The 23,190-nt window shown below is 66.2% G+C and carries 15 protein-coding genes; 11 read left to right on the forward strand and 4 right to left on the reverse strand.

Annotation, left to right across the window (positions count from 1 at the left end; all coding sequences use genetic code 11):
• Window positions 1-624: 624 nt before the first annotated feature.
• The 5 genes from ACSC1S_RS11045 to ACSC1S_RS11065 are packed head-to-tail and all read left to right on the forward strand — an operon-like array spanning window position 625 to window position 9,555.
• Window positions 625-2,697, forward strand: a complete 2,073-nt coding sequence (locus ACSC1S_RS11045) for a PrkA family serine protein kinase (protein ID WP_435318917.1) — start codon at window positions 625-627, stop codon at window positions 2,695-2,697.
• Window positions 2,697-4,982, forward strand: a complete 2,286-nt coding sequence (locus ACSC1S_RS11050) for a PrkA family serine protein kinase (RefSeq protein ID WP_435364334.1) — start codon at window positions 2,697-2,699, stop codon at window positions 4,980-4,982. The genes ACSC1S_RS11045 and ACSC1S_RS11050 overlap by 1 nt, the downstream gene beginning before the upstream one ends.
• Window positions 4,973-6,283, forward strand: coding sequence for a YeaH/YhbH family protein (locus ACSC1S_RS11055; protein WP_435364335.1), 1,311 nt, complete (start codon window positions 4,973-4,975; stop codon window positions 6,281-6,283). The genes ACSC1S_RS11050 and ACSC1S_RS11055 overlap by 10 nt, the downstream gene beginning before the upstream one ends.
• Before the next feature lie 55 nt (window positions 6,284-6,338).
• A complete protein-coding gene (locus ACSC1S_RS11060; protein ID WP_435364336.1) occupies window positions 6,339-8,357 on the forward strand; it encodes a SpoVR family protein in 2,019 nt (672 codons plus the stop codon).
• A gap of 46 nt (window positions 8,358-8,403) precedes the next feature.
• Complete coding sequence (locus ACSC1S_RS11065; protein ID WP_435364337.1) at window positions 8,404-9,555, forward strand: MBL fold metallo-hydrolase; 1,152 nt, start codon at window positions 8,404-8,406, stop codon at window positions 9,553-9,555.
• Here ACSC1S_RS11065 and ACSC1S_RS11070 read toward each other — a convergent pair whose 3' ends face one another.
• From ACSC1S_RS11070 to ACSC1S_RS11080, 3 genes are read right to left on the reverse strand one after another with little or no spacing between them, the layout of a single operon-like run.
• Window positions 9,556-10,596, reverse strand: coding sequence for a hypothetical protein (locus ACSC1S_RS11070; RefSeq protein WP_435364338.1), 1,041 nt, complete (start codon window positions 10,594-10,596; stop codon window positions 9,556-9,558).
• A 32-nt stretch (window positions 10,597-10,628) separates the two neighbouring features.
• Entirely contained in the window at window positions 10,629-11,948 is a 1,320-nt protein-coding gene (locus ACSC1S_RS11075; protein WP_435364339.1) for a hypothetical protein, read from the reverse strand.
• Between the two features lie 50 nt (window positions 11,949-11,998).
• Window positions 11,999-13,330: a DUF7827 domain-containing protein gene (locus tag ACSC1S_RS11080; RefSeq protein ID WP_435364340.1), complete on the reverse strand. Its 1,332-nt coding sequence runs from the start codon at window positions 13,328-13,330 to the stop codon at window positions 11,999-12,001.
• A gap of 134 nt (window positions 13,331-13,464) precedes the next feature.
• On the opposite strand from ACSC1S_RS11080, the gene ACSC1S_RS11085 reads away from it, so the two are divergent.
• Both ACSC1S_RS11085 and ACSC1S_RS11090 read left to right on the forward strand, forming a co-directional pair.
• Complete coding sequence (locus ACSC1S_RS11085; RefSeq protein WP_435364341.1) at window positions 13,465-13,860, forward strand: secondary thiamine-phosphate synthase enzyme YjbQ; 396 nt, start codon at window positions 13,465-13,467, stop codon at window positions 13,858-13,860.
• 45 nt (window positions 13,861-13,905) lie between these two features.
• Window positions 13,906-15,375 carry a DASH family cryptochrome gene (locus ACSC1S_RS11090; RefSeq protein ID WP_435364342.1) on the forward strand — a complete coding sequence of 490 codons (1,470 nt, stop codon included), beginning with the start codon at window positions 13,906-13,908 and terminating at the stop codon, window positions 15,373-15,375.
• A gap of 34 nt (window positions 15,376-15,409) precedes the next feature.
• Here ACSC1S_RS11090 and ACSC1S_RS11095 read toward each other — a convergent pair whose 3' ends face one another.
• Window positions 15,410-16,075, reverse strand: a complete 666-nt coding sequence (locus ACSC1S_RS11095) for a glycerophosphodiester phosphodiesterase (RefSeq protein ID WP_435364343.1) — start codon at window positions 16,073-16,075, stop codon at window positions 15,410-15,412.
• Window positions 16,076-16,215: 140 nt separating this feature from the next.
• Here ACSC1S_RS11095 and ACSC1S_RS11100 point away from each other — a divergent pair, with 140 nt between their 5' ends.
• The 4 genes from ACSC1S_RS11100 (at window position 16,216) to ACSC1S_RS11115 (ending at window position 23,162) form a co-directional block, all read left to right on the forward strand.
• Window positions 16,216-18,456, forward strand: a complete 2,241-nt coding sequence (locus ACSC1S_RS11100; protein ID WP_435364344.1) for a sensor histidine kinase — start codon at window positions 16,216-16,218, stop codon at window positions 18,454-18,456.
• Between the two features lie 146 nt (window positions 18,457-18,602).
• The gene (locus ACSC1S_RS11105; RefSeq protein ID WP_435364345.1) at window positions 18,603-20,483 is read left to right on the forward strand and encodes an endonuclease/exonuclease/phosphatase family protein; all 1,881 of its coding nucleotides are present in this window, start codon (window positions 18,603-18,605) and stop codon (window positions 20,481-20,483) included.
• A gap of 67 nt (window positions 20,484-20,550) precedes the next feature.
• Complete coding sequence (locus ACSC1S_RS11110; protein WP_435364346.1) at window positions 20,551-21,648, forward strand: mandelate racemase/muconate lactonizing enzyme family protein; 1,098 nt, start codon at window positions 20,551-20,553, stop codon at window positions 21,646-21,648.
• Window positions 21,645-23,162 carry an aldehyde dehydrogenase family protein gene (locus ACSC1S_RS11115; protein ID WP_435364347.1) on the forward strand — a complete coding sequence of 506 codons (1,518 nt, stop codon included), beginning with the start codon at window positions 21,645-21,647 and terminating at the stop codon, window positions 23,160-23,162. Before ACSC1S_RS11110 ends, ACSC1S_RS11115 begins: the two co-directional genes overlap by 4 nt.
• Window positions 23,163-23,190: the final 28 nt, after the last annotated feature.

Consider the following 23,190-nt stretch of genomic DNA (forward strand, 5'->3'; position numbering starts at 1 on the left):
GCCTGCCCCTAGTCGAAGGCACGTAATAAATGGCTCATTCGTGCCCGCCCTCGCGGCGGTCCCCGGTCGACCCAGAATTCCCCACTCGAGCAGGACGTTGCAAGGGTCTCCTTGACACCGTGGGGAAACCAAGAACCCGAAGAGGGAGCGACGGTGAACCGCCGAAGTATATAAAGGGGTGGGTAGTTCGGCCGTGTCGGTGGAACAACGTGTAACGTTCTTACGAACTGAAATCGATTCTCTTAAAAGGAGTTGTTATACTGCTAAATATTTGTTGGGGTCAAACTTATGCGGCCTCGAATCGGAGTTGTATACACTCCTCGGTATCAACTACCGACGCGACCGCCCTGCCCTTTCCGAGCCGCCCATGAACTCCACTCGCGTGGGAGGCCCGGCCACACGTCGCAGGGTGGTGAACGTTCACACATGGCACAATGTTCGTCGCCCCGGGGCGACGAACGCACCTGACGGTGGCGCTGTTCGAGTGGCGGCGTGGGGGTGCCCCGCTGCGTGGAACGACCGACCCGTCGGAGGACTACCGAGACAGACGACCGCCGTCTCGCAGATGAGCGACACGGGAGGCGTGCCCGGCACGCGGCGGGCGTCGAACCTGTCCACGATAGCATGACCGACACCAGAGAATCACTCGCGGAACTGAGCAACGAATACAAGGAGTCGATGCCCTCTGACTTGCGAGAGACCAAGTCCTTCGACTGGTACCTCAACGAGTTGTACGAGGACCCACTCGTCGCCCGAAACGCCCACCAGCGCGTGGCCGACATGTTCGACTTCTACGGTACAGAATACGACGAACACGAGGGCATCGTCAAGTACAAACTCGCCACGGAAGACCCGCTCCACGACGGTGAGAACACCTTCTACGGGAACGTCATCCACCAGAGCATCCACGAGTTCGTCAACAAGATCAAATCCGGGGCGCGCGGCCTCGGCCCCGAGCGGCGTATCAAACTGCTGCTCGGTCCGGTCGGCTCCGGGAAGTCCCACTTCGACCGGATGTGTCGAACCTACTTCGAGGACTACACACTCCGCGACGAGGGCCGGATGTACACCTTCCGGTGGACGAACCTCTGTGACATCGTCGACGACCAGGACCCCGCAGACGACGTGGTCCGGTCACCGATGAACCAGGACCCACTGGTCCTCATCCCGCACCGGCAGCGCCAGCGCGTGCTCGACGAGCTCAACAAGCTCCACGACGCGCCCTACACCATCCGGAACGAGCAGGCACTCGACCCCGAATCCGAGTTCTACATGGACAAGCTCCTCGAGTACTACGAGGACGACCTCCAGTCGGTGCTCGAGAACCACGTCGAGATCGTCCGCCTGCTCGCCGACGAGAACAAGCGCCAGTGCCTGGAGACCTTCGAACCCAAGGACAAGAAGAACCAGGACGAGACCGAACTCACCGGCGACGTCAACTACTCGAAGATCGCCATCTACGGCGAGTCCGACCCGCGGGCGTTCGACTACTCCGGCGCGTTCTGTAACGCGAACCGGGGTATCTTCAGCGGTGAGGAGCTGCTGAAACTCCAGCGCGAGTTCCTGTACGACTTCCTGCACGCGACGCAGGAGATGACCATCAAGCCGAAGAACAATCCACGAATCGACATCGACCAGGTCATCGTCGGGCGCACGAACATGCCCGAGTACAAGGACAAGAAGGGCGACGAGAAGATGGAGGCGTTCAACGACCGCACCAAGCGCATCGACTTCCCGTACGTCCTCGGCTACGAGGAGGAGTCGGACATCTACCGCAAGATGCTGAACAACGCGGACGTGCCCGACATCCACGTCGAGCCCCACGCGCTGGAGATGGCCGGCCTGTTCGCCGTCCTCACCCGCATCGAGGAGCCCGACACCGAGACCGTCGAGATGATCCAGAAGGCGAAGGCCTACAACGGCGAAATCGACGACGGCGACGACATCGACGTGAAGAAGCTCCGCGAGGAGGCGGAGTCGAAGGCGGAGATCGGCGAAGGGATGGAAGGCGTCTCGCCCCGCTTCATCGGTGACGAGATAGCCGAGGCCATCATGGACTCGAAGCACCGCGGCCGCCAGTTCCTGTCGCCGCTGACCATCTTCAACTTCTTCGAGGAGAACCTGGAGCACCACGGTTCCATCCCCGAGGAGAACTTCGAGACGTACTACAGATACCTCGAGATGGTTCGCGAGGAGTACAAGGCCCGCGCCATCGAGGACGTCCGCCACGCGCTGGCGTACGACATCGACGAGATCCAGCGCCAGGGCGAGAAGTACATGGACCACGTCATGGCCTACATCGACGACGACACCATCGAGGACGACATCACGGGTCGCGACCAGGAGCCCGACGAGAAGTTCATGCGCTCCATCGAGGAGAACCTCGACATCCCCGAGGACCGCAAGGACGACTTCCGTCAGGAGGTCTCGAACTGGGTCAGCCGGCGCGCCCGCGAGGGCACGACGTTCAACCCGCAGGACAACGAACGCCTCCGCCGCGCACTCGAGCGCAAGCTCTGGGAGGACAAGAAGCACAACATCAACTTCAGCGCGCTCGTCTCCGCCAACGAGACGGACGACGACGAACGGAACTCCTGGGTCGATGCGCTCATCGACCAGGGCTACTCGCGTGACGGCGCGAAAGAAGTGCTCGAGTTCGCTGGTGCCGAGGTCGCCAAAGCAGAGATGGAAGACTGATGAGCAGGGGAGACGACTTCGTCACGGCCGGCGACCGCGCCCTCGAGGAGACCTACGAGGGGCCGATGTCGCTCGCCGAGTACGTCGATCGGGTGTTCGAGCAACCGAGCATCGCCAGCCACGCCTCGAAGTACCTGTTGCAGGCCATCGAGGCGGCCGGCACCCGGACCGTCATCGAGGAGGGTGAGGAGAAGGAGCGCTACCGCTTCTTCGACGACCCCCACAACGACGGGGAACACGCCGTCCTCGGCAACACGGACATACTCAACTCGTTCGTGGACGACCTCCGGTCCATCGCGTCCGGCCGCGGCAAACACGAGAAGATCCTCTGGTTCGACGGGCCCACGGCGACGGGCAAGTCCGAGCTGAAGCGCTGTCTCATCAACGGCCTCCGCGAGTACTCGAAGACGCCGGAGGGCCGGCGCTACACGGTCGAGTGGAACATCGCGTCGGCCGGCGGCGGTCGCGGGCTGAGCTACGGCGACGACCTCGGCGGCGACGACGAGGCGAACTGGTACGAATCACCGGTCCAGTCGAACCCGCTGACGGTGTTCCCGCCGGAGGTCCGCGCAGACCTCATCTCGCAGGTCAACGCGACGCTCGACTCCGACGTTCCCATCAACGTGACCCAGCGTCTCGACCCGTTCAGCCGCGAAGCGTACGACTACCTGGAGGAGATGTACCGCCGGAAGGGTCGCAAGGACCTCTTCTCGGCCATCGCCGATAGCCGGCACCTCCGGGTGAAGAACTACATCGTCGACGTGGGCAAGGGCATCGGCGTCCTCCACTCGGAAGACGACGGCACGCCGAAGGAGCGCCTGGTCGGCTCCTGGATGCACGGGATGCTCCAGAAGCTCGACTCTCGCGGGCGGAAGAACCCGCAGGCGTTCAGCTACGACGGCGTCCTCAGCCAGGGCAACGGGTTGTTGACGATCGTCGAGGACGCGGCCCAGCACGCCGACCTGCTGCAGAAGCTGCTGAACGTCCCCGACGAGGGGACGGTGAAACTCGACAAGGGCATCGGGATGGACATCGACACGCAGTTGCTCATCATCTCGAACCCCGACCTCGAGGCCGTGCTCAACCAGCACGCCGAACGACAGGGCATGGACCCACTGAAAGCACTCAAGCGTCGCCTCGACAAGCACGAGTTCACGTACCTGACGAACCTCTCGCTGGAGACCGAACTCATCCGCCGGGAACTCACCGGCGAGCACACGGTCTGGACGGCCGAGTCGTACGACGACCTCGCGGAGAAGATCCGCCAGCCGGTCGTCGTCGCGGTGAAGCAGGCGTCCGGCGAACTCATGGACAGGGAGTTCGCACCACACGCCATCGAGGCCGCCGCGCTCTACAGCGTGGTCACGCGCCTCGACGACGACGACCTGCCCACGGGGGTCGACCTCGTGGACAAGGCCATCCTCTTCGACCGCGGCTACCTGCAAGAGGGCGACACGCGCCAGTCGAAGGCCGACTTCGACTTCGACGGCGACTCCGCGGACGGGACCCACGGGATTCCGGTCACCTACACCCGCGACATCCTCGCGGACCTCCTCCACGAGGAGACCGACCGGCACCACCCGGACCTCCACGTCGAGCGCGTCATCATGCCGCGCGACGTGCTGAACGCGCTGGCCGAAGGACTCGTCGACGCGCCGGTGTTCTCCACCGGCGAGCGCACCGAGTTCGAGGCCCGCGTCGCCGAGGTGAAGAACCACATCTTCGGCGCACAGGAGCAGGACGTCATCGACGCGATGATGCACGACCGCAAGGTCGACGAGGCGACCGTCGCCGAGTACGTCGAGCAGGTGTACGCCTGGGAGACGGACGAACCCATCATCAACGAGCGGGGCGAGCGCGAGGAGCCCGACCCGCTGAAGATGAAGATATTCGAGGTCGAACACCTCGGGCGGTTCGAGGAATCGGACTACAGCGGCGACCAGCCGAGTCCCGAGGTGCAGTCGTTCCGCCGTGAGAAGATCATCACGGCGCTGAACCGCCACGCGTGGGAGCACCGCGACGAGGACTTCAGCATCGACAACGTCGACCTCACCGCGATTCCGGTCATCAAGACCGTCCTCGAATCGAACGACTGGGACGACGTCCGTCGCATCTACGACGACCTCGACCCGCGCCAGTGGGACGACCCGCCGAGTGGGACCGAGACGCTGGCGCTCAAGAAGAAGACCATCCAGGCATTGGTCGACCTGCTCGGCTACTCGGAAGCGTCGGCCGAACTGACCAGCAGACACGTCATGGGACAGGTGGCATACAGATGGGACTGAAAGACGACATCGAACGGTTCAGAGAAGTCGGTGAGGAGCGCCGCGAAGACCTCAAGGAGTTCATCCAGTACGGTGAACTCGGCCGCAGTGGCCCCGACGAGGTCCGCATCCCCATCAAGATCGTCGACCTCCCCAACTTCGAGTACGACCGCCTGGACCAGGGTGGCGTCGGCCAGGGTGACGCCGAGGTCGGCGACCCGGTCGGGCAACCCCAGCCCCAGCCCGGCGAGGGCGAAGAGGGCGAGGCAGGCGAGGAAGGCGGCGAGCACGAGTACTACGAGATGGACCCCGAGGAGTTCGCCCAGGAACTCGACGAGGAACTCGGGCTCGACCTCGAACCGAAGGGCAAGCGCGTCATCGAGGAGAAGGAAGGCCCGTTCACGGACATCACGCGGACCGGTCCCGACTCGACGCTCGACTTCGAGCGCATGTTCAAGGAGGGGCTCAAGCGCAAGCTCGCGATGGACTTCGACGAGAACTTCCTGACCGAGGTGCTCAAGATCGAGGGCTGGGGGCCACAGAAGGCCTACGAGTGGGCCCGTAGCCAGTCCATCCCCGTCTCGAAAGCGTGGCTCACCGACGCCTACAACGACATCCCCGAGGACGAACTGACGAAGTGGTCGTCCATCGAGGAGGTCGAGGAGAACGTCGAACGCGAGACGACCTACCAGAAGATCCGCCGCGAGGGCATCAAGCACGTCCCGTTCCGCCGCGAGGACGAACGCTACCGCCACCCCGAGATAATCGAGGAGCGCGAGAAGAACGTCGTCGTGGTGAACATCCGCGACGTCTCCGGCTCGATGCGCGAGAAGAAGCGCGAACTCGTCGAGCGCGTGTTCACGCCGCTCGACTGGTACCTCACGGGCAAGTACGACAACGCCGAGTTCGTCTACATCGCCCACGACGCGGAGGCCTGGGAGGTCGACCGCGAGGAGTTCTTCGGCATCCGCTCCGGCGGCGGGACGAAGATATCCAGCGCGTACGAGCTGGCAGCGTTGCTGCTCGAAGAGTACCCCTGGAGCGAGTGGAACCGGTACGTGTTCGCGGCCGGTGACTCCGAGAACTCCAGCAACGACACCGAAGAACGGGTCATCCCGATGATGGAGAGCATCGACGCGAACCTCCACGCCTACGTGGAGACCCAGCCGACCGGGACGGCCATCAACGCGACCCACGCCGAAGAGGTCGAATCGCACTTCGCCGGCAGCGACAACGTCGCGGTCGCGTACGTCTCCAGCCCGGAGGACGTGACCGACGCGATATACACCATCCTCTCCACGGAGAGTGATTCGGATGAGTGATACCAATGAGTGACGATTCAAACGATGTTTGCATCGAACACACCCGAACCACGGGGTGGTTCGCGTGAGTGAAGCCGACAGATTCAGGAAACAGCGCATCGCAGGCGGCCTGCGCGAACCCGTCGAGGAGGCGCGCAACCTCGCGAAGAAGCTCGGGCTCTCGCCCTACGAGGTGAACTACTGGATCGTCGACTACGACGAGATGAACGAGCTCATCGCCTACGGCGGCTTCCAGCACCGCTACCCGCACTGGCGCTGGGGCATGCAGTACGACCGCCAGCAGAAACAGGGGCAGTACAGCGGCGGGAAGGCGTTCGAGATCGTCAACAACGACGACCCTGCACACGCGTTCCTGCAGGAGTCGAACACGCTGGCCGACCAGAAGGCCGTCATCACCCACGTCGAGGCGCACTCCGACTTCTTCGCGAAGAACGAGTGGTTCCAGCTGTTCTCCGGCGGCACGCCCAACGCGGCCGCGATGCTGGAGCGCCACGCTCGCGCCATCACGGAGTACATGCAACACCCCGAGGTGGAGCGCGCCGAGGTCGAGAAGTGGATCGACAACGCGCTGGCGCTCGAGGACAACATCGACCAGCACAAGCGCTACGCGCCGGTGACCTCCGAGAGCCGCGAGGCGGTCCGTGAGGACCTCGACCTCGCCGACATCGAGGATAAACTCGACGAACTCGACCTCTCGGAGGAGGTTCGCCGCGAGGTGTTCGACGAGGAGTGGCTCGCCAGACAGGAGGAGGACGAGGGACCGGCCACGTTCCCGGAATCGCCCGAGAAGGACGTGCTCGCGTTCCTCCGCAAGTACGGCAAGCGATACGACACCGCTGCTGAGAAGGCCGTCGACATGGAGGAGTGGCAGCGCGACGTGCTCGACATGATGCGCGCCGAGGCGTACTACTTCGCCCCCCAGAAGATGACGAAGGTCATGAACGAGGGCTGGGCGGCGTACTGGGAGTCGCTCATGATGGGCGACGAGCGCTTCGCCGGCGACGACGAGTTCATCAACTACGCCGAGCACCAGGCGGCAGTGCTTGGCTCGCCCGGGCTGAACCCGTACAAGCTCGGGAAGGAGCTCTGGGAGTACATCGAGAACTCGACGAACCGCAAGGACGTCGTCGAGAAGCTCCTGCGGACGAAGGGCATCACCTGGCGCAACTTCGCCGACGTGGTCGACTTCGCGCAGGTCCGTGACCTGCTCGCGCCGCCCGAGGCGCTGGCGGCCATCGACCCGGGCAACCTGGACGCACTCGACGACCTCCCCGAGGCGTACGTCGACTGGGAGGCCGTCGAGCAGGCCCGCGCCGGCGAGATTGACGTCGACAAGTACCCGTGGAAGGTGCTGACCTACGAGGGCCTGTGCCACCGGCACTACTCGCTGGTCAAGCGCCAGAACCGCGGGTTCATCGAGCGCATCGGCCAGTCCGAACTGGAGCGCATCGGGCGCTACCTGTTCGACGACCAGGTGTACGACACCGTCGAGGAGGCGCTCGCCGACGTGGACTACTCGCGCGGCTGGGACCGCATGCGGGAGGTGTGCCGCAGTCACAACGACGTGACGTTCATCGACGAGTTCCTGACCCAGGAGTTCATCGACGAGAACGAGTACTTCACCTACGAGTTCTCGCACGCGACCGGCCAGTACCGCGTCGCCAGCCAGGACGCCAGCGACGTGAAGAAGAAGTTGCTACTCCACTTCACGAACTTCGGGAAGCCGACCATCGCGGTGTACGACGGCAACTACAACAACCGCAACGAGTTGCTGCTCGGCCACCAGTACAACGGCGTCATGCTCGACATCAAGCAGGCGAAACAGACGCTCGAACGCGTGTTCGAGCTCTGGGGGCGGCCGGTGAACCTCATGACCATCGTGAAGGAGATATCCGACCACGACCGCGAGGTCGCCCGGCGCCGCAACCGCGAGCCCAAGCCCACCGAACAGGGCAAGCTCATCCGGTTCGACGGCGAGAAGTTCGAGGAGACCGACCTCGCCTGGGAGGAGGTCGAACACCTCTCGGCCGACGACGTCGACTACGACACCAAGCCCGAGGAGTGGCTGGCCTAGGCAGTTCGCATCGACCACTTTTCGCCTTGGGACCCCTACTGAGGGTATGACCGAGACCATCTCCGTCGCCGAGTTCCGCGAGCGCCAGCAGTCAGAGGACCTCGTGGTCGTCGACACACGCGGCGAAGCGAGCTTCGAGGGGTGGCGACTCCCCGACTCCGTGAACTACCCGTACAAGCCCGGACAGGCGGTCGAGAAGGCGGAGTTCCAGTCGGCCACCGGCGCGAACGAGGACGACGCCATCGTCACCATCTGCGCCATCGGGCGGTCCTCGCACGCCTTCGCCGACGAACTGACGAAGCTCGGCTACGACGACGTGGCGGTCCTCGACGGCGGCATGGCAGCCTACAGCGGCGCGTACGACGTGACGACCGTCCCGACGACCGACGACTCCGTCGAGGTCATCCAACTCCAGCGCCGCGCGAAGGGCTGTCTGGGCTACGTCGTTGCCTGCACGGAGACGAAACAGGCCGCCGTCGTCGACGCGACCCGCCAGACCGAGGAGTTCCGCGAGGCCGCCGAGGGGGCAGGCTACGAGGTCGTCGCCGTCTTCGACACGCACGTCCACGCCGACCACGTCTCCGGCGGCCGGGCACTCGCGGACAAGTTGGGCGTCCCGTACTACCTCGGCGAGCGCGCCGCCGAAGACCGCGAGGTCGGCTACGAGTACGAGCCGCTGGCGCGGAACGAGGTCGTGGAGGTAGGCGAGGTCGACCTGAAGGCGCTCTACACGCCCGGGCACACCTCGGAATCGGTGAGCTATCTGGTGAACGCGGCCGCGGTGCTGACGGGAGACACGCTTTTCGTCGAGTCCGTGGGCCGGACCGAGTTACAGTTCTCTGGCGAGGAAGCGGTGGGCGGGGCGGAGTCGCTCTACGATACGCTCCACGGCACGCTGCTTGCCGAGCCGGAATCGGTGACCGTCTGCCCGGGCCACTTCCCCGTGGCAGACGACGGCTCCACGCCCATCACGCCGGGCGAGCCGGTCGCCGCGACGGTTGGCGAGCGCCGGCAGTCGCCGGGACTGCTGCAGGACGACCGGGACGAGTTCGTCGCCGAGATCACCGACGACCTGCCCGAGAAGCCGCCGAACTACGAGCGCGTCATCGCCGTGAACACCGGGCGGGAGGAACTCGAAGACGAGAAAGAAGCCGTCGAACTGGAACTCGGGCCGAACCGGTGTGCGGCCGAGGAGTGATTAGCGACGGCGGAGTGCGAGCAGGGCAAGCGCCGCAAGCACCGACAGGACGCCGAAGCCGGGAACGCGTCGGGTTTCGGTGTCCTCGAACTTGACCTCGACAGGGTCGCCGCGAGGAGTCCGTGGGGTTGGTTCCCAGGTCGCCGACGTGTGGGTCGGGGGTGCTGGTGTCTCGGTCGTGCGCGTGTTCGTCGTCTCTGTGCGTGTCTCGATGGCTTCGACGACCAGTGTACCATCCGAGTGTGTTTCCCCATCGTGGGTGAGTCGCCACTGAAGTTCGGTTCCGGGGTCGAATTCGGAGAGGTCCACGGTCGCCTCCCAGTCCTTGGACGACAGCGAGACGGTCTCCCTCGTGACGATCTGCCCGTCTCGTTCGAGGGTCAGCGTCGCTGTCTCGTCCGACTCCAGTCTACTCCAGCCTTCGAGCGTCGCGTCCGCCGTGGGCTTCGCAGTGACCGGGGCGGATTCTGGCATCCCGACCAATGGCATTTCGACGCGTACCTCGGTTTCGAATCCTCTCTTCCCGTCGTCGGTGGACCGGCCATCCGGGAGGGAATAGACGACCCAGATCTCCGCGGTCCCGTTCTCGTCAAGCCCCTGGATTTCCCACTCCGCAGGCTCGTCGTACAGCAGGTAGGCCACATCACCGGACTGGTCGTGGACGAGCGTTGGCTCTCCGGCGTTCACACCAGTCAGACACAGCCTGCCGAATTTGACGTTCGAGTGGCCTCCCTCGAGGGTGTCGTTCCCGACGCCACGCAATTCGAGGACGAACGAGCCCTCCAGTGGGACAGGTTCGACCCGTTCGAACTGGCCGGTGTGGAGGTCGGCTGCGGTGACGTTCGCCCGGACGCCATAGACGTCCATAGAGGCGTTCTGTATCCCGGTTGGGAGAGCGTCAGACGGCGTCCCGAGCGTCGCGCCACAGGGGCGCTCCCGGTCGTCCATCGACGATGCGTGGGCGGGTGTTATCGCACTCGTCACGAGCAACAGCACGAGCGCGGCGGTACCGAGTCGGAATCGTGTGAGGGGAAGGGACATCGTAGATTTCACTCGAATCGAACACTGGTTAGCTATCGTATCCTGACGTACGCGGCCATCGTGAGCCACGCCAGCACGAGGGCACCGACCCCGAAACCGGGAATCTCACCGCTTCCGGGGTCGTCGGCGAGGGTGAGGTCGCTGGCCGGGACTGTGCCCGTCGCGGTCGTTCGGTCCGAGACGTGGTTCGTCAGGTCCGGCGTCGTCGTCTCGGTTCCGTGCACGGTGAGGTTCCGACGAACCGTCTCCTCGCCGAACTCGAAGACGACCTCGTAGCTCCCCGGTTTGGACGGAGCAGTCAGTTCGAGCGTACTCTCGGTGCTTCTGGACGCGGGAACCATGGTCACGTAGGTTTCTGAATCGACGACGGCCCCCGTCTCGGTTTCGACGATACGGGCCGAGACGTTCCGGTCGAGGGACTCCAGGCCCTCGTTCCGGATCTCTGCGGAGACGGTGATCCCCATCCCGGTTCGGACGTCTTCGAGGACCCGGACGGACTCGAGTTTCACCGGGTTCTCGTCGACGACGAGGACGCCAGCCTCGTGGACGATACCCTCACTCGTCAGTTCGTATCGGAGATGGGTCCCGTTCGGGACCGACGAGAGGTCGGCAGTGGTCTCCCACAGGTCGCTGCCGTCGCCGGCTATCGTGGTGCGGTGGATTGCCGTTCCCTCCCGGTACAGCGTTATCATCCCCGTCTCGTCACTGGCGAGTTCTTCCCTGCCGTGCAGGGTGACGACGTCCGGTGGGATGTGACTCCCGTTCCGGAACTCGGTGTGGAGTCTCGTGGGTTCGACCTCGAAGGAGTCCCGGAGGTGTGTCTCTTCGCCGATGCCGGGGAACGACTCGGGGACTGACAGTTCCGCGGTCTTGCGTCGCTCCTCGTTCGCCGGAATCGGCAGTTCCCGTCCATCGCCGAACAGGAGGTAGACCACGTCGTCCGATTCGCCGTGGACCAGACGGCCACGGTCGGCCTCGTACCGGAAGCAGGGCCACTGCAGGCTGAGGTGCGGTTCGGGGTCGGTGAAGTAGCTCGCGTTCTCGGCGCGAACCCCGATGCCCGGCGCGGTGATTCGGACCACGAGCATCCCACTGAGCGGGACGGTGTTCGAGGCGGTGCTCGCGGTGGGTACCTCGGCGGCAGATACGCTCGGGTCGACGCCGTATGCCAGTATCGAAACATTTCCAGACTCGTTCTCGGGAAGAACCGGGGCGGCGTCGGTTGGCTGGTCTGGGTGCTGACATGCCGAGGCGGTGCTACCAGCTGTGGCTGTCACAGGCGCTGATGCTGTGACGAGGGTGACGACGACGACCAGAGTGAGCACTCGGGTCGCCTGGAGGGCGGTTCGCATACCTATCTATCCATAATTCTCTCGAACTGACCGATAAGTTTTCTGTTAACTCACGAACGCACGGTGACACGCCCGGCCACCACGAGTATCGCGACCGCGGCCACGACCACCCCGAACCCGGGCTGACCCTCCTCGGTCCGGGGTGCCAGCGTCGGGTTCGTGTTCGGCGGGTCGTCGGTCAGCGTGATGTTCACGTCGCCGGTGAGGATGCGGTCGCCGCCGACGACGGAGACGCGATAGGGGAACGTGCCCTCGGTCAACGGCGCGGTGTTGACCGGGACCGTCACCGTGGTCCGGGACTGCGGCGAGAGCGTTATCTGGCGGGTCGCGGTCACCGACCCGAGCGAGACGTTCAGGTCGGCGGACCCGGAGCGTTCACCCGAGTTGAGCAGCGTCACGGAGAACATCGCGTCGCGGCCCTCGATGACCGACTCTGGTGCCTCGACCTCGACGACCTCGATGGTCGCGCCGTCCGCTTCGGAGCCGCCCGGCAGCACCCGGAAGTCCTGCATCACCCGTTCCTGGGTGACGGCGTACGGGTTGGACTCGGCGACGGTGAAGGTGGCCCGGTAGGTCGAGTCGGCCTCGAACGACATGGTGTTCGGGGGGAACGCGAACACGAACACGTCCTTCGCCGGGCGGTGGATGAACTCGGCCTGGGTCAGGTCGACCGCGGGCCCGCCGTTTATCTCCTGGATGTGCATCGTGACACCCTCGGTTCCCCGGCCGGTGAGGTCCGAGACGTCGTCGATGTAGCCGTGGACGCTGGAGTCGTTCACCTCGATGAACAGCCACTCGTCGAGTTCGATGTCGCTGGAGAGCGACGCCTGAGCGAGCGCGGTCGTCGCGTTGGCCTCGGGCGGCCCTTCGAGTATCCGCATCGACTGTGCCCGGAGCGGGTCGACCTCGAGGCGGACAGACCCATTCGCCACCACCTCGCCGTCGTGCGAGACAGAGACATCGTACCGGGCGTCGGGGAGGTGTGTGTCCCGTTGCGGCGACGACCGCGACGCGTTCACCACGCTGTCCAGTCCGGCCGAGACGACCTGGTCGAGACCAGCGTCGGGGACGACGCCAGCGTGGTACGTGTTCCACGTCAGGAACACCCGTCCGTCACCGTTCTCGTCCACGACCGTGACCGTGAGCTGGTAGCCGATGGAGTCGTTTCCGAGGGTGACCGTCGCCTCGGTCTCGTCGTCGTCGAGCTGGACCGGAATCACGACGGGGTCGCCCGGCTGGTCGACGGTGGTCTCGGGGACGCTCCACGGCGATTGCGACGCCACGGTGCCAGTCCCGCCGGTCGTCGCCGTCGTGGCACCGGCGACCGGCGTCATGCAGAGGGCGAGCGTGAGGACAACTGTGGCTGTCAGTCGCAACCGCATCTGCGCTATCGGGGAGAGAGTAGTGGTCCAGTTAAAAGGTTCGCGTTCCCGCGAGTTTCCGAGCGAGAACGACGAACAGGAAGTACCGGAGCCACCCAGCCAAGGCTCTTCCACCTCGCAGTCGAAGCAGCGGTATGCACATCGAACGGTTCAGCGTCGAGACCGACGCCCGCACGACCACCGTCGACGTGACCGGCCGGGTCCGGGAGGCGATTCCGGCCGACGCGAGCGGCCTCTGTACGGTGTACGTCCAGCACACGACCGCCGGCGTGGTGGTCCAGGAGGCCGAGTCCGGGCTTCGGCAGGACATCGCGTCGTTCGTCGACGGGCTGGTCCCCGACGAGGGCTGGCAGCACGACCGCATCGACGACAACGCGGACTCGCATCTGCGGGCGATGGTCCTCGGTTCGGCAGTGACCATCCCGGTCGACGAGGGCGAGCCGATGCTCGGCACGTGGCAGTCCGTGTTGCTGGTGGAATGCGACGGTCCGCGGACCAGAAACGTGGTGGTCACAGTCACGGGGGGCTAACTAGTCGGGGAGTCGGTACAAGCAGGGACGAAACCTACTACCGGCATGACACAGACAGCTCTCGTCTGGTTCCGCCGGGACCTTCGCTGTCACGACAATCCGGCGCTGGTGGCCGCGTCGGCGGCAGACGACCTGTTACCGGTCTACTGTTTCGACCCGCGAGAGTTCGGGAAACAGGAGTACGGTGGGCCACACTCGTTCTCGTTCGAGAAGACCGGGGGGTTCCGGACGCGGTTCATCACCGAGAGCGTCGCCGACCTGCGCGAGCGACTCCACGAGCACGGCAGCGGGCTGGTGGTCCGCGAGGGGAAGCCCGAGGACATCCTCCCTGAACTCGCTGCCGCCCACGACGCCGACGAGCTCCACCTTTCGACCGGCCCCACGAACGAGGAGCGGGCGGTCGAGTCGGCCGTGACCGCCGCCCTGGCCGACGAGGGCGTCGAGGTCCAGTCGCACTGGGGCCACACGCTGTACCACCTCGACGACTTGCCGACCGACGCCCGGCTCATCGACGACACGTTCACGCCGTTCCGGAAAGCCGTAGAGGACCAGTCGACGATCCGTGACCCGCTCCCGGTTCCGGCGTTGCCGCCGCTGCCGGTGACTGTGGGCGGAGCCGAGACTGGAGGCGAAGCGATGGGGGACATTCCGACTGCCCCTTGCGGGACCGAACCAGCGACCGCCGATGAACGGGGGGCCTTGCCGTTCGAGGGCGGGGAGACACGTGCACTGGAGCGGGTCGAATCGTACCTCTGGGAGGGCGACCACCTGCGGGAGTACAAGGAGACGCGGAACGGCCTCGTCGGGGCGGAGTACTCCTCGAAGTTCTCGCCGTGGCTGGCGCTGGGCTGTCTCTCGCCGCGGTACGTCTACGACGAGGTGAAGCGGTACGAGGTGGAACGGGTCGCGAACGAGTCGACGTACTGGCTGGTGTTCGAGCTCTGCTGGCGCGACTTCTTCCAGTTCCAGTTCGTCAAACACGGGGGCCAGCACTTCCGCCGGGAGGGAATCCGGAACCGCACCGACATCCGATGGCTCTGGGACGACCAGCGGTTCCGGCTGTGGGCGACCGGCCAGACCGGCATCCCGTTCGTCGACGCCGCCATGCGTGAACTGAACGAGACGGGGTACGTGAGCAATCGCGCCCGCCAGAACGCCGCCTCGTTCCTCGCCAACAACCTGCGCCTGGACTGGCGACGGGGTGCGGCCTACTTCGAGACGAAGCTCGTCGACTACGACCCCTGTTCGAACTACGGGAACTGGGCGTACATCGCGGGCGTCGGTAACGATTCACGAGACAAGTACTTCGACATCGTCTGGCAGGCGAACCGGTACGACCCCGACGCCGAGTACGTGAAACGGTGGATTCCCGAACTGGCGTCGCTCCCGGCCGAGTACGCCCACGAGCCGTGGACGATGCCCCGCCACCAGCGCCACGAGTCCGGTGTCGAACTCGGCACGGACTACCCGGAGCCGATGGTCAGGCTGGAGCGTACCTACGACCACCTGGAGTGAGCGTTCGGGCTGCCGCCTGCCGCCTGCCGCCCCGTCAGTCCAGAATCCCGCTGCGGTCCGAGGTGACGCCGTCGACCCCGCGAACCGCGAGCAATCGAGCGATCGCGCCGTGCCGGATGGTCCAGACGTTCACCTCCATGCCGGCGTCGTGGGCGCGCTCGACCAGCCGCGAGAGGAGACAGAGCCGGTAGTGCGGGTGGACGAACGAACAGCCGAGGTCACTGGCGGTCGAGACGGGACAGTCGCGGAACCGGTCGGTGAGGTAGGCGGTCGGAATCGCTGAATCCGCCTCGCGCATCTCGCGGAGCGCGGCTTCCTGGAACGAGGAGACCATCGCTTCTCCCTCGTGGTCCGCGAGCAGGGCGGCCACGTCGGCTGCCAGCCCGGTCTCCTTGAGTTCGACGTTGACCCCGACCGTGGCGGGGAGCGCGTCGAGTACCTGTGCCAGCGACGGGATGCTCTGGCCGGAGCCCAGCACCGAGAGCGCCTGCAGGTCGGCGAAGGAGTGCTCGGCGACCCGACCGCTCCCGTCGGTCACCCTGTCGATGGTCTCGTCGTGGTGGACGACGACCTCGCCGGAGGCACACCGTCGGACGTCGACCTCGACCACGTCCGCGCCGGCGGCGACGGCGTGTTCGACGGCCGAGACGGTGTTCTCGGGGGCTTCCTCGGCGAAGCCGCGATGCGCAATCAATCGCACGACTGGGAACTCGACAGCGAGTGATTTACACGTTTCTCCTGGAACCGGGCGACCGGGTCGACTCCAACGCCCGACTGGCGGCCTCTGTGGGGTTCCATCGGCTAGTAACGGTCTTCTGCCCTCCCCACCAACTCTCTGGTATGAACACGGTCCGGGTCTGTCTCGCCGATGGGTCCGGAGAGAAGTGGCCCGAACATGTGTCGGCCACTCTCGAGGACCAGGGCAGCTACGACGTCGTCGTGACGACGACACTCTCTGAGACCCTGTCGACGCTCGACGACGACGTCCAGTGCCTCGTGGTCGGGACGACCCTCGACGGCGACGGCGGTATCGAGTTGCTCGACGCCCTCACCGGTGGCGTCGGCGACACCGTGCGTGTGTTCGTCGCGGACGACGACGAGGTTGCCCGCGACGCGCTGGCGAGAGACGTCACCGAAGTGCTGGCGACCGCGACCATCGTCGACGACCCGAGCGTGCTGGTTCGTCGGCTGACCCGGCACATTCCGCCCACTGGTCCGTCTGCGATGGACCCGGTGGGCGCGGTGGCGACGGCACTGGCCGAGGCCACGACCGACGTAGAAGCTCTCCGCGTCACCTGTGACGCGCTGGTCCACTGCGGGGCCTGCGACGGTGCATGGGCGATCGAAGCCGACGAGGCAGCCAGCGCGACCGCCGGAACCGTCACCGCCCTCCCCGCCGATGCGAGCGAGCGACTCGCCACGGCGATAGCACGGGACCCCGGCGAGGACTCCACGGCGGAGGTCGTCGTCGCCCTCACGAGCGACGACGAGTTACAAGGCGTGCTCGTCCTCGTCGGCCCGCGCGTCAGCCCGGACAGACTGGATGCACTCGGGACTATCATCGGACACGCCCTGGGCCAGGCACGCTCGATTGCGGCCCTCCGGACCAGCGAGCGCCACCTGCGGAGCGTCGTCGATGCCATGCCCGACGTCGTCACCATCAAGGACCGGGACGGAAGACATCGCTTTCTCAACGGGGCCGCAGACGCCGCCGACGGGCCCGGCAGTGCCGAGATACTCGGGAGGACCCTCGAGGACGTCATCGGCCCGGAGACGGCCGCAGTGGCCTGGGCGAACGACCAGCAGGCGATGGAGACTGGAGAGACCCTCACCTCCGAGCTCCGCGTCGAGGTCGACGGGACACACCTCCTGTACGAGGTCACCCACGCCCCCCTCTTCGACGAGTCGGGCGAGGTCGAGGGCGTCATCAACATCGCGACGGACGTGACCGACGCCCGGCGATACGTCGAGCGCCTCTCGGCGTTGTACCACGGGACCGAGCGCCTGCTCTTCGCGGAGACCCCGACGGCCCTCGCCGAGCTCGCCGTCGAGTTGTTCGCGGACGTGCTCGACTACTCGCTGACGTGCGTATACGGCTTCGACCCGCAGACCGACGAACTCGTCCCCCGCGCGTGGTCCGAGGACCTCGTCACGGTCGCGGGCGAGCCAGGCCCGATACCACGCGACGACGGGGCGGCCTGGCAGGCCTTCGTCGGGGACGAGGTACTGACCGAGGTGCGCGAGATGATGTCGTCCGGCGACCGCGTCCCGTGGGGTGACTTCGTCCTCCCGCTGGGCCGTCACGGCGTCGTGGTGGTCGGGACGACCGACCCGACGCTCGAACCCGGTGACGAGGCGCTCGGGAAGGTCCTGGCGGCGACCGTCGAGACGATGTGGAACCGGCTCGACCGCCTCCAGGCGCTCCGCGACCGCGAGACCGAGCTCGCCCGGCAGAACGAACGGCTCGACGAGTTCGCGAGCGTGGTGAGCCACGACCTGCGGAACCCGCTCTCCGTCGCGATGATGTACCTCTCGCTGGCAGCAGAGGACGAGGACCTTCGGTACATTCCGCGGGCCCGTGCTGCGCTCGACCGGATGGACGACCTCGTGACCGACGTACTCGAACTGGCGCGTCAGGGTCGCGTCCTCGGCGAGACGGAGCCGCTCGACCTCGGTGCCACTGCCACCGTCTCCTGGGGCGTGGTCGACACCGGCGACGCAGCCCTGTGTCTCGACGACGACCTGGAGACGGTCGACGCGGACGCCGTCCGCCTGCAACAGCTGTTCGAGAACCTCTTCCGGAACGCTGTCGAACACGGCCGCGACGAGGAGGACCAGGAACCGCTCACGGTCCGCGTGGGTCGGCTCGACGACCCGGACGTGGGGTTCTTCGTCGAGGACAATGGCGTCGGCATCCCGCCGGATGACCGGAAGCGGGTGTTCGAACGCGGCGTCACGGGCGCACCGCACGGGACCGGGTTCGGCCTCGCCATCGTCGCACTCGTCGCCGAGGCCCACGGCTGGGAGCTCGACCTCGTCTCGAGCAAGGAAGGGGGCGCACGGTTCGAAATCCGCACCTGAGACGCGAGAACCATCGAACCGTTCCTCGCGGTTCTACGCCGTCCCCGTTTATCGACGAAACGTGGCCGTAACATCTTTCACGGCCGTACAGATTGAATATATATCGACCCGTGTCATCGACGACCTCACGCACCGACTCTCTGCACGTGGCGCTCGCCGTGGCGGCCCTCGTCGTCGTCGCAGTCGCGACGTTCGAACAGACCGTCTCGCGAATCTACCTCCTCAACTTCTCGCTGGCTGGCCCGAACGCGACTGCCCTCCTGATGTTCCTGCTGGCGAGCGCGTGGGTACTCCCGCTCGTCGGCGCGGCGGGTGCCCGTCGAGACACGCTACTCGCGGCCGCGTCGGTGACCATCCCTGTCCTGCTCGCGGTCTCGATGCTCACACCGCCAGCCCAGGCGGTCCTCGCGACGCTGGCCGTCCAGCTCATCGTGCTTCCCCTGTTCGCCGTCGCGCTTCGACGCTCGCCGACGAGCGTTGCACCCGGTGCAGCGACAGGGCTGCTCGCGCTGGTCGCGGTCAGGAGCGCGCTCGGCGTCTCGCCGGTCTACGCGACGACCGTCGGGAAGGGGCTGCTGCTCGCGACCGGTGTGCTCGTCGCCGCCTCGACGCTCTGGACGGTGAGAGAGAGCCTGCCGGCAACGTCTGTAGACGTCACCCCACTGGCGCTGTTCGTGTTCGTCGAAGCCGCGTTCCTGGGCGCGCCAGCCGTCCTCGCGACGTGGCAACTCCGGTCGTACGAACTCACCGCCGGTGCCACCGTGGCCGGCCTCGTGGTCGGCGTCGGCTATCTCGCCGTCCGGGGCGTGCCCGACCGGACGACCGTCCCCGTGCTGAGTGGGCTGTTCCTGCTCTCGCTGGCCGACCTCCTCTGGCTCGACCTGCTCGGGTCGGTCGCCGCGTTGCCGGCGCAGGCGCTCGCGGTCGCCCTCCTCGCACAGGGTGTGGCGGGGGCTCGAACGGCATCGCGGGGCTGGCTGGCGACCCTCGGATTGCAGGTGCTGGCGGTCGTCGTGTTGTTCCTGCACGTCTCCGCACTCAATGCGGAGTACATGCCCGGGCCGGTGTTCGCACTGACCCATGGGCGGGCGGCACACTTCCTGTTCGTGCTGGGCGCGTTACTCCCGGTGTCCGTCCTCGCCCAGGGCCTCCGCGTGGACCACGGGCCCGGAACCACCGCGGGCGGGCGAGAGCCGACGCCCGACCCCGCCCGGCGGTCGGCCATGAGCGCCGTCGGGGCGGCCGCGCTGGGGGCTGGAACGCTCGCGCTCCCCAGCACGCTCGGGACCGCCAGCGAACCCGACGGGACCGAACTCACCGCGATGACCTACAACGTCCACCAGTTCCTGGCGGGCGACCGCGGCGAGTACAACCTCGACGAGGTGCTGTCGGTCATCGAAGCGAGCGGGGCCCACGTCGTCGGCCTGCAGGAGTCCGAAGGCAACCGAATCACCTCCGGGAACGTCCACGGTGTGCGCTGGCTGGCCGAGCGACTGGGCTATCACTACCACTACGGGGCACCGACCTCGGCGGCGAGTTACGGCGTCGCGATTCTGTCGGCCTGGCCGGTCACGGAGAGCGAACTCGTCTCGCTGCCGACGTACCAGTCGCCGCCCCGGCTCGCACTCCGGGTGACCCTCGACACGCCGGCCGGGGACCTCCCGGTCGTCGTGACCCACCTCCAGACCCAGCAGGAGGGGACGCCCGAGGCCATCGAGATGCAGGGCGAGGAAGCGCGGGCGGTGGTCGACCTCGCGGGCTCAGACGAGGAGACCATCGTCCTCGGTGACTTCAACGTCGAACCCGGGAACGACCCTGCCTACAGCGTCATGGCCGACGCGTTCACCGACGCGTGGGTCGCCGCCGGCAAGCCGGAACAGGGTGGTGGAACGTGGCCGGCAGCCGACCCGACCATGCGCATCGACTACGTCTGGACGGCTGACGGCTGGTCGGTCGCCGAGACAGGAGTTCACGGTGACGGCGAGGACTCGGACCACCGCGCCGTGACGGCGACGCTCCGGCGCTGACCCGCTGATAAAGACCCCCACCCATCCGTCTGAATCCTTAGGTGAATAGCGTGTGAGCTAGTGGCATATGCAGATAACCGGCGTCACCCAGCACCATCTGAGCCACCCGCTCGACGGGTCGTTCGAGCCGACGTGGATTCCGGGCTATCCCCAGTCGAGCCACGAGGTGGAACTGTTCGAGATACGGACCGACGAGGGCATCACCGGCATCACAGCCAGTCCGAGCTTCGCCGGCGGCCTGGAGTACGAGACACCGCTGTCGCTCTTTCTCACGGGGGAGGACCCCCACGACGTGGACGCGATTCGACGCAAGCTGGAGAGCATCGACCTCATCGGCCCCCGACCGTGGCACATCGAACTCGCGCTGTGGGACATCATCGGGAAGGCAGCCGGGAAGCCGGTGTACGAGATCCTCGGCGGGAGCGACGACCCGATTCCCTGCTACGCCAGCACGGGTGAGGTGCAAGACGCCGAAGCACGCATCGAGTACATCCAGGACCGGGTCGACGAGGGCTTCCAGGCGGTGAAGCTCCGGGTCACGCGGACCGACGACATCGACATCGTCCGGGAGATTCGCGACGCCTTCCCGGACCTCCCCCTGATGGTCGACGCCAACAAGGGCTGGTCGGTCCGCATCATGCAGGAGGAAGACCGCTGGTCGTACAAGGACGCCCTGCGCTTCGCCCGTGAACTTGCGGACGTGGGCGGCATCGAGTGGCTGGAAGAGCCACTCCCCCGGCACCAGTACGACAACTACGCACGACTGCGACAGGCGACAACGGTACCCATCGCCGGCGGCGAGTTCAACAACGGCCTGCACCACTTCCACGAGTTCCTGCAGCGGGACGCACTCGACGTGGTCCAGCCCGACGCGGCCCTGGCGACCGGGATTCAGGGTGGCGTGACCGTCGCCGCGAGAGCCGCCGACCACGGTGTCGAGTTCGTCCCCCACACGTGGACGAACGGTATCGGCTTCGCGGCGAACCTGCACGTGATGGCCGTCGCCGGGTCGCCGTGGTGCGAGTTCCCGATGGAGCCGCCGTGGGATTCCGAGGCGCGTGACTTCCTCCTCGAAGAGACCCTCGACCACGACGACGGGTACGTGACGCCACCAGACGGGCCGGGGCTTGGAATCACGCTCGACCGGGAGGTGCTTGCGGAATGAGCCTGCCCGAAGCCGTCCTGGAGAAGCACCGCACCGTCGCGGCCGACGCCATCCCAGAGGACGAGTACGGCCACCTCATCGGCGGCGAGTGGGTCGCGAGCGAATCAGGTGAGACGACCGCGACGACCGACGCGACCACGGGCGAGGAACTCGCGCGCTTCCAGCAGGGTACCCGCGAAGACGTGGACCACGCCGTGGCGGCCGCACAGGACGCCTTCGAGGGGTCGTGGGGCGAGAAGACGCCCCAGCAGCGCGCCGAGTTGCTCCACGAGATCGCCGACGAACTCGAAGCCCAGAAGACCCGTATCGCCCGGCTGGACAGTCTCGAAGTCGGAAAGCCGAACAAGCACTCGCTGTTCGTCGACACGACCATCCTCATCGACCAGTTCCGGCACTTCGCGAGCCTCGCCCGGACCGCCGACGAGGGCCGGGTCCCGCCCTCGGGCGACGACAAGCTCATCCACACGCGACAGGAGCCCTACGGCGTCGTCGGCTGCATCAGCGCGTGGAACTTCCCCGCGATGTTCGTCGCCTGGAAGCTCGGGCCCGCCCTCGCCGCGGGCAACAGCGTCGTCTACAAGCCGTCCTCGCGGGCGGTGCTCTCGACGCTGGAGATCGCGAAGATCGTGGACCGGGTGCTCCCGCCGGGTGCACTGAACGTCGTCACTGGCGCGGGTAGCGTGGTCGGCGACGCCATCACCGGCCACGAGGCCGTCGGAAAGGTGAGCTTGACCGGTGGGACCGGTGCGGGACAGGCCGCGATGCGGAACGCGGCCGAGCACATCCACCCCGTGTCGCTGGAGCTGGGCGGGAAGAGCCCGAACATCGTCTTCCCCGATGCCGACCTCGACGAAGCCGTCGAGGGGACGCTCGTGAGTATCTTCTTCAATCAGGGCCAGCAGTGTACCGCCGGCTCGCGGCTGTTCCTCCACGAGGATGTGAGAGACGAGTTCATGGCGCGCTTCGCGGCCCGCGTGGAGGAACTCAACGTGGGCGACCCGCTGTCGCCCCTCACCGATATTGGCCCGATGGTGGACTTCGACCACCAGGCGGAGGTGCAGGACCACGTCGAGACCGCGAAAGCTGCGGGTGCGAGTGTCCTGCTGGAGAAGCCGGTTCCGGAGGAGCTGGCGGATGCGCCGTTCGTTCCTCCCATCGTCTTCGGCGACGTGGCCGACGACTCGCAACTCTCGTGTGACGAGGTGTTCGGACCGGTGCTGGCGGTGTTCGAGTTCGAGAGTACCGAGGAAGTGGTCGAGCGCGCCAACGACACCGAGTACGGGCTCGCGGCCGGGGTCTGGACCTCGGACCTGAACACGGCCCACGAGGTCTCGCGCGACCTCGAAGCCGGGATGGTCTGGGTGAACACCTACAACGACATGTTCGAGCCAGCGCCCTACGGCGGCTACAAGCAGTCCGGTATCGGCCGCGAGCTCGCGGTCGAGGCCATGGAAGCCTACCAGCAGACGAAGACGGTGAAGATGAGCTTCGGCGACATCCCGAACCTGGGCTGAGCGCCGGCTCTCCCCCGCGTTTCTGCGG

The sequence above is a fragment of the Haloarchaeobius pelagicus genome (assembly GCF_051207375.1).
Taxonomy (GTDB): Archaea; Halobacteriota; Halobacteria; order Halobacteriales; family Natrialbaceae; genus Haloarchaeobius.

Excerpts from the sequence above, each read along its gene's own strand:
- ACSC1S_RS11050 (WP_435364334.1), top strand. The coding sequence starts at position 2,697 with ATGAGCAGGGGAGACGACTTCGTCACGGCCGGCGACCGCGCCCTCGAG.
- ACSC1S_RS11100 (WP_435364344.1), top strand. The coding sequence starts at position 16,216 with ATGAACACGGTCCGGGTCTGTCTCGCCGATGGGTCCGGAGAGAAGTGG.
- ACSC1S_RS11080 (WP_435364340.1), bottom strand. The coding sequence starts at position 13,330 with ATGCGGTTGCGACTGACAGCCACAGTTGTCCTCACGCTCGCCCTCTGC.
- ACSC1S_RS11085 (WP_435364341.1), top strand. The coding sequence starts at position 13,465 with ATGCACATCGAACGGTTCAGCGTCGAGACCGACGCCCGCACGACCACC.
- ACSC1S_RS11055 (WP_435364335.1), top strand. The coding sequence starts at position 4,973 with ATGGGACTGAAAGACGACATCGAACGGTTCAGAGAAGTCGGTGAGGAG.
- ACSC1S_RS11075 (WP_435364339.1), bottom strand. The coding sequence starts at position 11,948 with ATGCGAACCGCCCTCCAGGCGACCCGAGTGCTCACTCTGGTCGTCGTC.
- ACSC1S_RS11045 (WP_435318917.1), top strand. The coding sequence starts at position 625 with ATGACCGACACCAGAGAATCACTCGCGGAACTGAGCAACGAATACAAG.
- ACSC1S_RS11070 (WP_435364338.1), bottom strand. The coding sequence starts at position 10,596 with ATGTCCCTTCCCCTCACACGATTCCGACTCGGTACCGCCGCGCTCGTG.
- ACSC1S_RS11090 (WP_435364342.1), top strand. The coding sequence starts at position 13,906 with ATGACACAGACAGCTCTCGTCTGGTTCCGCCGGGACCTTCGCTGTCAC.
- ACSC1S_RS11110 (WP_435364346.1), top strand. The coding sequence starts at position 20,551 with ATGCAGATAACCGGCGTCACCCAGCACCATCTGAGCCACCCGCTCGAC.
- ACSC1S_RS11115 (WP_435364347.1), top strand. The coding sequence starts at position 21,645 with ATGAGCCTGCCCGAAGCCGTCCTGGAGAAGCACCGCACCGTCGCGGCC.
- ACSC1S_RS11065 (WP_435364337.1), top strand. The coding sequence starts at position 8,404 with ATGACCGAGACCATCTCCGTCGCCGAGTTCCGCGAGCGCCAGCAGTCA.